The sequence below is a fragment of the Amycolatopsis sp. NPDC003731 genome, from assembly GCF_053586895.1.
In genome coordinates this window covers 1-9,244 of record NZ_JBSFNC010000242.1, presented here as the reverse complement: position 1 = coordinate 9,244, position 9,244 = coordinate 1, and the positions used below count along the sequence as shown (strand labels likewise).

General features: G+C 73.0%; 9 protein-coding genes. 5 read left to right on the top strand and 4 right to left on the bottom strand.

The annotated features are described in order from the left end of the window. Positions 1 to 332: 332 nt before the first annotated feature. Positions 333 to 944 carry a TetR/AcrR family transcriptional regulator gene (locus ACWDN5_RS45060; RefSeq protein WP_310976818.1) on the bottom strand — a complete coding sequence of 204 codons (612 nt, stop codon included), beginning with the start codon at positions 942 to 944 and terminating at the stop codon, positions 333 to 335. A 165-nt stretch (positions 945 to 1,109) separates the two neighbouring features. On the opposite strand from ACWDN5_RS45060, the gene ACWDN5_RS45055 reads away from it, so the two are divergent. Beyond that, positions 1,110 to 1,559, top strand: coding sequence for an OsmC family protein (locus ACWDN5_RS45055; protein WP_310976692.1), 450 nt, complete (start codon positions 1,110 to 1,112; stop codon positions 1,557 to 1,559). A 37-nt stretch (positions 1,560 to 1,596) separates the two neighbouring features. On the opposite strand, the gene ACWDN5_RS45050 is transcribed toward ACWDN5_RS45055, so the two are convergent. After that, positions 1,597 to 1,845, bottom strand: coding sequence for a hypothetical protein (locus tag ACWDN5_RS45050; protein WP_310976691.1), 249 nt, complete (start codon positions 1,843 to 1,845; stop codon positions 1,597 to 1,599). 122 nt (positions 1,846 to 1,967) lie between these two features. Between ACWDN5_RS45050 and coaE the strand changes: the two genes are divergently transcribed. Then, positions 1,968 to 3,152, top strand: coding sequence for a dephospho-CoA kinase (coaE, locus tag ACWDN5_RS45045; protein ID WP_449680591.1), 1,185 nt, complete (start codon positions 1,968 to 1,970; stop codon positions 3,150 to 3,152). On the opposite strand, the gene ACWDN5_RS45040 is transcribed toward coaE, so the two are convergent. Both ACWDN5_RS45040 and ACWDN5_RS45035 read right to left on the bottom strand, forming a co-directional pair. Then, the gene (locus ACWDN5_RS45040) at positions 3,149 to 4,657 is read right to left on the bottom strand and encodes an ArnT family glycosyltransferase (protein WP_449680590.1); all 1,509 of its coding nucleotides are present in this window, start codon (positions 4,655 to 4,657) and stop codon (positions 3,149 to 3,151) included. The genes coaE and ACWDN5_RS45040 overlap by 4 nt on opposite strands. A 66-nt stretch (positions 4,658 to 4,723) precedes the next feature. After that, complete coding sequence (locus ACWDN5_RS45035; RefSeq protein ID WP_449680589.1) at positions 4,724 to 5,242, bottom strand: DUF402 domain-containing protein; 519 nt, start codon at positions 5,240 to 5,242, stop codon at positions 4,724 to 4,726. Positions 5,243 to 5,347: 105 nt separating this feature from the next. On the opposite strand from ACWDN5_RS45035, the gene ACWDN5_RS45030 reads away from it, so the two are divergent. The 3 genes from ACWDN5_RS45030 to uvrB form a co-directional block, all read left to right on the top strand. After that, positions 5,348 to 6,811 carry a DUF5685 family protein gene (locus tag ACWDN5_RS45030; protein ID WP_449680588.1) on the top strand — a complete coding sequence of 488 codons (1,464 nt, stop codon included), beginning with the start codon at positions 5,348 to 5,350 and terminating at the stop codon, positions 6,809 to 6,811. Between the two features lie 10 nt (positions 6,812 to 6,821). Continuing rightward, positions 6,822 to 7,433: a carboxymuconolactone decarboxylase family protein gene (locus tag ACWDN5_RS45025; protein WP_449680587.1), complete on the top strand. Its 612-nt coding sequence runs from the start codon at positions 6,822 to 6,824 to the stop codon at positions 7,431 to 7,433. Positions 7,434 to 7,544: 111 nt separating this feature from the next. Continuing rightward, the coding region (gene uvrB, locus ACWDN5_RS45020) for an excinuclease ABC subunit UvrB (protein ID WP_449680586.1) at positions 7,545 to 9,244 on the top strand (1,700 nt) is incomplete at its 3' end.

Sequence of the window (9,244 nt, the reverse complement as noted above, 5' to 3'; positions counted from 1 at the left end):
CGGGACGTCCCAGGCCGCGAATGAGTCATTCGCGACGCTGCTGCGGGGTCGGTCGCGCCGGCCTCGGCCGGTTCGGTGGTCGCGCGAGCCGGGCCCGCGGCGGTTTCGCGGCGACCTCGGTCTGGTCTCGGGGGCGCAGTGGCAGTCGCTTGCGCGGGTGGGGTCCGCGCCGACCAAGCCGGCCGTCCGCCGAGCAGCCGTCCGCCGGCGGCGGTGGCGACGCCGGCCGGTGGTCGCGCGAGCCGGCCCGCGGCGGTTTCCGTGGTGACCTCGGTCCGGTCTCGTCGCCCGGTGGCAGTCGCTTTCGCGCCGACCAAGCCCGCAGGCGTGGGTCAGTTGCGCAGGCCGAGGCCGGTCATCATCGCCGTGACGCCGGCGCGGTACATCTCCTCGTGGGCCTCTTCGGTCGGCGGGATGAACCACTCCGGCAACGGCCGCCGCGAGGCCATCAGCAGTTCCGCTCCCACCAGGCCGTGGATCGCCGTCCACAGCCGGTAGGCCGCCGAGCGGGCGTCCGCTCCCGGCGGGCAGACCCGCTGGACCCGGCCGATGAACAAGGTGAACGTCGTCCGCAGCACCGCCGACCGCAGGGCGGGGTCCGGGTCGAACCCCGGCACCGGGCGCTCGAACATCAGCGCGTAGCGCGTCGGGCTCTCGCGGGCGAAGCGCCGGTACTCCAGCGCGAGGTGCAGCAGGTCCGCGACACCGTCCTCACTCGACGGCGGCAGGCCCTCCAGCAGCTCCCGCAGCGAGTCGAAGGTGCGCTCGTACAGGGCGTCGAGCAGGCCCGCGCGGCCGCCGAACCGGGCGTAGACCGACAGCGTCGACGCGCCGGCCGCCTCCGCCACCCCGCGGACGGTCAGCCCGGGGACCCCGCGGTCCACGAGCACCGACAACGCCGCGTCGAGGTAGCGCTCGCGACCGCCCTGATCGGCCGGGCGCATCGGCAAGTGCCTGGTAGCCACGGCGCACCCCCTTTGCGGCAGCCGGGCGCAGGGCGGCGTCCGGGTGACCCACCCGCAGCAGAAGATACGATATCCGCCGCGTCTTGGGAATGCGCCGGATGTCCGGATCGGCCGCTCCCCGCGACCCGAGAGGATTTCACGCGGATGGACCACCCCGAGCCCGGCACGGTCGTCGTCACCGCGAGCGGCGACGGCACCTACACCCAGCAGGTCGTCACGGCGGGCCACACGCTGCTCGTCGACGAACCGGTCGCCGTGGGCGGCGCCGACGCCGGCCCGAACCCGTACGAGCTGCTGCTCGCGTCGCTGGGCTCGTGCACGGCGATCACGCTGCGGATGTACGCCGACCGCAAGGGCATCCCGCTGACCAGGGCGACCGTCCGGCTGCGGCACGACCGCATCCACGCCGAAGACTGCGCGCGCTGCGAAACCGAGCGCGGCCTGCTCAGCCGGATCAGCCGCGAGATCGAGCTCGAAGGCGACCTCGACGCCGAGCAGCGCGCCAAGCTCATGCTGATCGCCGACAAGTGCCCGGTGCACCGGACGCTGTCCTCGGAGATCGTGATCGAGACGCGGGAAGCCACCGGCTTTTAGGGGGTCCGGGTGGCGAAGCCTCGGTTGTCACGACTCGTCAGGCGGCGCGCACGGTCACCGTGGCCGGCCGGGCCGGGCTGACCGACGGCACCCAGATCCGCTCGAGCGCGGCGGCGCGGGCCTTGCGGCGCAGGCCGGCGAAGCTGTGCTTGGCCGGCACCAGCAGCGTGCTCAGCCAGGTCCGCCGGTAGTCCGCCAGTGCCACGGCCACCGAGAGGTGGACGAGGCAGTGCACCAGCCCCGGCGTGCCGAGCCGGTGCTTCCCGACGTGCTTGCTGACCGCCATCGTTCCTCCGCGTGGGCGACGCTCTTCGCGCGCACCGTACGCACTGCGGCGCGGCGAGGTGGGTAAGCAACACGGCGTGTCCGGATATCGGTTGAGTCACGCGCCTGACTAGGGTGATCGGCATGTTGCGTGTGGGGTTGACGGGTGGGATCGGGGCCGGGAAGTCGACGGTGGCGAACAGGCTCGCCGAACACGGCGCGGTGCTGGTGGATTCCGACAAGATCGCCCGCGAGGTCGTCGAACCCGGCACCGAGGGGCTCGACCGGCTGGTCGCGGAGTTCGGGTCCGACATCCTGGCCGCGGACGGCTCGCTCGACCGGCCCGTGCTCGCCGCGAAGGCGTTCGCCGACGACGAGTCGCGGCACCGGCTGAACGCGATCGTGCACCCGCTGGTCGGCGCGCGCACCGGCGAGCTGATGGCGGCCGCGAAGCCGGACGCGATCATCGTCCACGACATCCCGCTGCTGGTCGAAAACGGCCTCGCGACCGCGTACCACCTGGTCGTGGTCGTCGACGCGCCGGTCGAGGTGCGGGTGCGGCGGCTGGTGTCGGCGCGCGGGATGGCCGAGGAGGACGCGCGGGCGCGGATCCGGGCGCAGGCGAGCACCGAGCAGCGCCGTGCCGTCGCGGACGTCTGGCTGGACAACGGCGGCGCCGAAGACACCGTGCTCGCCGAGGTGGACGCGCTGTGGGCGGATCGGCTGGTGCCCTTCGAGGCGAACCTCCGGCTGCGGCGGCCGCGGCCGCCGGCGTCACCGAAGATCGCCGAATACGACCTCACCTGGCCGGCGCAGGCCGAGAAGGTGCTGGCGCGGGTCCGCGCCGTGGCGGGGGAGCTGGCCCGCCGCGCCGACCACATCGGGTCGACGGCCGTGCCGGGCCTGCCCGCCAAGGACATCCTGGACCTGCAGCTCACGGTGTCCACTTTGGACGACGCGGACACGCTGGGCGGACTGCTGGCCGACGCCGGCTTCCCGCGCCTCGAAGGCGACTGGTACGACGACGCCGTGGACGGCGCCGGGACGTGGCCCAAGCGCCTGCACGTCGGCGCAGACCCGAAGCGGCCGGTGAACCTGCACGTCCGGTCGGTGGAGACGCCGGCGTGGCGGCTCGCCCTGCTCTTCCGCGACTTCCTGCGCGCGAACCCGGACGAGCGCGACGACTACCGCGACGTCAAGCTCCGGCTGGCCGAGGCACACGCCGCCGACGGCAACGTCGCCGCCTACGCCGAGGAAAAGCAGGAGTGGGTCAACGGCGTGTTCGCCCGCGCCGAGAAGTGGGCCGCGGCCACCGGCTGGACGCTCTAAGCGCGCATGTCCTTGAGCTGCGGCCAGATTTCGGCCCAGCTCCCGCTCCGGCCGGTCAGCAGCCAGAAAGGCATGTGCTCGCTGGCGTTGCGGACCCCGAGCCGGTTGCCGACCTGCCCGACGATCCGCGCGTCGCCGAAGTGCTTCGCGATCTTCGACGGGTCGTAACCGACGAAGAGCACGTTGCGGGTGTCGTCGGCGGGACGGCCGAAGTACCAGAAACCCCGGCTGGCGCTGGAAGCCTGGGGCAGGCCGCGCTCGGGCCCGTAGCGGTCGAGCGCGCCCGCCTGCCAGTACCCGCCGGTGACGATCGCCGTGTCCGGCGGCGCCGTCCGGTACAACGCGGCGACGTCGGCGGCGAGGTCCGGCCAGCCGATCTCTTCGGCCGCGTAGGCGGGCCGCGGCGCGCCCGGGTGCTCGACGAGCCAGTGCGCCGGCCAGACCGGGAGCGTGAACGGCAGGCTGAAGAGGGCGGACACGACGAAGACCGGCCAGGCCGGCACCCACCGCCACCACCGCGCCGGCTCCCGCGCTTCGAGGTGGACGGCGGCGGCCGCCCACAGCACGCCGAACATCCCGGCGGCGTAGTAGTACCGCCCGTTGGCGGCCAGGAAGACCGCGACGACCCCCAGCGCCGTCCAGCCGAGGAACCGGTAGGACCGCAGCTGCTTGCTCGCCACCAGCACGACGACGCCGTAGAGGACGCCGAGCGCGCCGATCACCCAGCCGGCGCCGGCCAGCAGGTCCGGGACGAAGCTCGCACGGCCGCCCGCGGCGTCGACCTCGGCGCCGACGGCGTCGCCCATGCCGAGCTGCGGCCAGCCGTTCGCGCGCTGCCAGAGCAGCGTCGGCACCAGGGAGCCGGCGGCGATCAGCGCCCCGAGCCAGAGCTTCGGGCGGCGTAGCAGGTCACGCGGCCCGAACACGAGCACCGCGAGCCCGGCCACCACCCAGAACGCGGCGATGAGCAGCTTGCCGTTGAGCGCCACCGCCGTCACGACGCCGAGCCGGACCAGCAGCGTGTCGTGGCGGGTGCGGACCCAGCGGACCAGCAGCCACAGCACGAGCGTCCACAGCAGCGGATCGATCGTCGACGTCGCGAGGTAGTGGCCGCTGCCGACGAACTGCCCGCAGATCGCGTACGCGGCCGCGGCGCGGGCCTGGGCCTTGCGCTGCCCGCCGAGCTCCCGGGCGATCAGCGCGGTGACGACCACACCGGCCGCCGTCGCGGCGATCGCGGGCAGCCGGAAGACCACGAGCGAGCCGGGAGCGAGCGTGTCCATCGCCCGGGCGAGGGCGGGCACGAGCGGCGGCTGGTCGGCGTAACCCCAGGCCAGGTGCCGGCCGGCGGCCAGGAAGTACAGCTCGTCGCCGAAGTAGCCGTAGCGGCCGGCGGTGAGCAGCAGCGCGGTGGCCGTGCCCGCCGCGAGCAGCAGGACCGGGAGCCGGGCGAACGGGGCGAGCTCGGCTTCGGCCTGGTCGGAGGCCGTGGCCACGGCGTCCATCGTGCTCCTGTTCCTCGTCGGCGCCGGTCTTCCCGCACCCTACGTGCGGGTCCGGCGCCGCCGGGGTCAGGGGTGACGCCGCCAGGTCAGCGCGATGTCGAGGGTGGCCAGCCAGGCGGCGAGGTCGTAGCCGTGCGCGGCCAGCCCCTCGACGGCGGTGTAGGTGGTCTTCAGCGCGTACTCGGCCTCTTCGGCGGTGACCAGGCCGGCCTCGAGGGCCTCCAGGAGCTCGTCGGTGTCGATGACCCGCAGGGAGAGCTTGTCCTTGAGCACGATGTCGACGTAGAGGTCGGTGGCGACCCAGCGCGGGCCGTCGCGGTGGACGCGGACGACGTCGAGGTAGAAGTCCTGGTCGCGTTCGTGGCCGGGGGAGAACCAGAAGTCCGTGAAGCGCAGGCCCAGCGTGGGCACCAGCCACGACTCGAGGTAGTGGAACTGGGCGCGGCCCGGCGTCGGGCGCGCGAGGTAGAGACCGAACGGCTCTTCGCGGAACTCCTCGACCTCCCGCCGGATGCCCTTCGGGTCGATGTTCGCGCGCGCGGCGGGGTCGAAGACCTCGACCTTCGGGGGGTGCAGTGCGGCCATGCGGGTCATCCTGCCGGGCCGGTCACGAAACGCGAACCCCCGCCCCGGGCGTCACGCATTCGGGCTAAGGTGCGCCGAGCTTCCGGGGAACGAGGGGGACTGGGGATGTTCGGGATCATCAGACCGTGCCGCCACCGGCTGGCCGACGGCCTGCACGCGGACTGGATGGCGCACCTGTGCGGGCTGTGCCTCACGCTGCGCGACGAGCACGGCCAGTTCGCCCGGGTGGTCACCAACTACGACGGGTTGATCATCTCGGTGCTGGTCGAGGCCCAGACCCCGCGAGCGGACGGCCGCCGCGAGGCGGGCCCGTGCCCCCTGCGGGGGATGCGGACGGCCTCGGTGGCCCGCGGCGAGGGAGCCCAGCTGGCGGCGGCGGTGTCGCTGGTCCTGGCGGCGGCCAAGGTCGGCGACCACGTCGAGGACGGCGACGGCGCGTACGGAAGGCGCCCGGTGGCGGCGGCGGCCCGCCACGTGGCGGCCCGCTGGACCGCGCAGGGCCGCCGCACGGGCGGCCGGGTGGGGTTCGACACGACGGTGCTGACGGAGGCGGTCGAGGGACAGGGCTCGCTGGAGTCCTCGGTCCGGCTGGGTGACTCGCCGCTGCTGGCGACCGAACCGGCGGAGAGGGCCACGGCGGCGGCGTTCGCGCGCACGGCGGAGCTGGCGGGCAAGCCGGCGAACGTGGCACCGCTGGCCGAGGCGGGCCGGCTGTTCGGCCGGGTGGCGCACCTGCTCGACGCGGTCGAAGACTACGAATCGGACGCGGCGGCGGGGGTGTGGAACCCGTTGACGGTCACGGGGACGGGGCCGGAGGAAGCCCGCCGGCTGTGCGACGACGCGGTGCTGGGGGTGGAGCTGGCGTTGCGCGAGGTGGAGTTCGCGCAGCCGGCGCTGGTGCACGCGTTGCTGGTGCACGAGCTGAGGCAAGCGGTGCGAAGGACTTTCGGCCACGGCTCGTCCTTGCGGCATTCTCCATCGGCAGGCGAGTGCGCCACGCTGGAGCACGGCTCCGCGGCGGCCGGGCAGCAGCCGCCGCCCGGGTGGATCGGGCCCGGACCCACCCCGCAGCAGCACCCGCACCAGGTGCCGCCCGGCTGGGGCTCCCCGCAGCCGCACGGATTCCCGCCGCCGGGCCCGATCCCGCCGCCGGGCGCACCCGGCGGACGCGGCCCAGGCGGCCCGAACGGCCCCGGCGGTCCGGGTGGCCGCGGACCCGGTGGTCCGGGTGGACCCGGTGGCCCCGGCGGTCCGGGTGGCCGCGGACCCGGTGGCCCAGGTGGACCCGGTGGCCCGGGCGGCCCCAAGGACCCCGGCGGCCCCGGCAAGCGCGACAAACCCGAGTTCCACGACGGCAAGGGCGGCGGCCTCTGGTACCCGAAATTCGCCGTCCCGCCGAAGAAGCGCAACGCCTTCCTCGGCTGCGCCCTCATCCCCTACATGTGCTGCACCTGCCAATTCTGCTGCCGCGATCCCTATCCTGGCCCCTGGAGCGGCAAGCCCGTCGACGCCTGGGGATGCGACTGCGACTGCTGCGACTGTTGTTCCTGCTGTGACTGCGGTTGCTGAAGGGGAGACCATGACCGACCCGATGGCCCAGCTCCACGACCAGGGCCGCGAGAACTTCGCCGGGCTCGTCGAAGGCGGGAAGGCCCGCCTCGACGCGCTCTTCGCCACCGTCCCGGCGCTGGGTGAACTGGCCGTCGGCACCGTCTACGGCCACCTGCACGAACGGCCCGCCCTCGACGCCCGCACCCGCGAAGCCGCCACGCTCGCCGCGATCGTCGCCGCCGGCATGGTCGGCCCGCCGCTGAGCGTGCACCTCCGCACCGGCCTCGCCTCCGGGCTGTCGCCGGCCGAGGTCTGCGAAGTCGTCGTCCAGACCGCCGCCTTCGCGGGCTTCCCCCGCGCCGTTTCCGCCGCCGACCAGCTGAACCGCCTCTTCGAAGGCCACGGCCTGCCGATCCCGCCCCCGCCGTCGCCGCGCGAAGTCGTCCTCGCCCACCTCGAGACGCCCGAAGGCGAGGTGGCCGAGGTGCTGGCGGACTTCCCGCGCACCGAGGTCCAGGCGATCGGCCCCGACCGGGTGCTCGTCTCGTGCCACGGCGACGACCCGGTGCCCGGCGCCGTCCTGCACTGCGCCGTCGACGGCCCGGATGTCACGTCGATCACGGTGTTCCGGGCCTCCTGACCAGGCCCGACGGAAATTGGCAGCGACAAAGCTGGGGCTTCGCCCCAGGTCGGGGGCTCCGCCACCCGAGCCCCCGAAAAAATGTCGGTGGGTCGGCCTACTCTGGTCGACGTGGCTTTCGCAACCGAACACCCCGTCCTCGCCCAGTCCGACTTCCGGCCCGTCTCGGAGATCCCGCGGACCGGCGGCCGGTTCGAGGTGGTCAGTGACTACCAGCCCGCCGGTGACCAGCCGGCGGCCATCGACGAGCTCGAACGCCGGATCAAGGCGGGCGAGAAGGACGTCGTGCTGCTCGGTGCCACCGGCACCGGCAAGTCGGCGACGACGGCGTGGCTGATCGAGCGCGTCCAGCGGCCGACGCTGGTCATGGCGCCGAACAAGACCCTCGCCGCCCAGCTGGCGAACGAGCTGCGCGAACTCTTCCCGCACAACGCGGTCGAGTACTTCGTCAGCTACTACGACTACTACCAGCCCGAGGCGTACATCGCGCAGACGGACACCTACATCGAGAAGGACTCGTCGATCAACGACGACGTCGAGCGGCTGCGGCACTCGGCGACGATGAACCTGCTGTCCCGCCGGGACGTCATCGTGGTCGCCAGTGTCTCCTGCATCTACGGCCTCGGCACGCCGCAGTCGTACCTGGACCGGTCCTCGAAGCTCGCGGTCGGCATGCAGCTCGACCGGGACGTCTTCCTGCGGGCCCTGGTCGACGTCCAGTACACCCGCAACGACATCGCCTTCGCGCGCGGCACGTTCCGCGCGCGGGGTGACACGGTCGAGATCATCCCGGCGTACGAAGAGCTCGCGATCCGCGTCGAGTTCTTCGGCGACGAGGTCGAAAAGCTTTATTACCTGCACCCGCTGACCGGGGACATCGTCAAGGAGGTCGACGAGGTCCGGATCTTCCCGGCCACGCACTACGTCGCCGGCCCGGAGCGGATGGAAAAGGCGATCCAGGGCATCGAGAAGGAGCTCGAGGAGCGGCTCGCCGAGCTGGAGCGGCAGGGCAAGCTGCTGGAGGCCCAGCGGCTGCGGATGCGCACGGCCTACGACATCGAGATGATGCGCCAGGTCGGCTTCTGCACCGGCATCGAGAACTACTCGCGCCACATCGACGGCCGCGGCCCGGGCTCGGCGCCGGCGACGCTGATCGACTACTTCCCGGACGACTTCCTGCTGGTGATCGACGAGTCACACCAGACCGTCCCGCAGATCGGCGGCATGTACGAAGGCGACATGTCCCGGAAGCGGAACCTGGTCGAGTACGGTTTCCGGCTGCCGAGCGCGGTGGACAACCGGCCGCTGACCTGGGAGGAGTTCTCCGACCGGATCGGCCAGACGGTGTACCTGTCGGCGACACCGGGGCCGTACGAGATGGGCCAGGCGGGCGGCGAGTTCGTCGAGCAGGTCATCCGGCCGACGGGCCTGGTCGACCCGAAGGTGGTCGTGAAGCCGACCGAGGGCCAGATCGACGACCTGGTGCACGAAATCCGGGAGCGGGCGGACAAGGACGAGCGCGTCCTGGTCACGACGCTGACGAAGAAGATGGCCGAGGACCTCACCGACTACCTGCTGGAGCTGGGCATCCGGGTGCGCTACCTGCACTCGGAGGTCGACACGCTGCGCCGGGTCGAGCTGCTGCGGCAACTGCGGGCGGGCGACTTCGACGTGCTGGTCGGCATCAACCTGCTGCGCGAGGGCCTCGACCTGCCGGACCCGAACAGCCGGACCGGCGGCCCGTCGACCCCGCTGCCGGCCTTGATCCGGTGCGGCATCTCGAGCAGCACCGGACTCCCGGACCCCGCCCA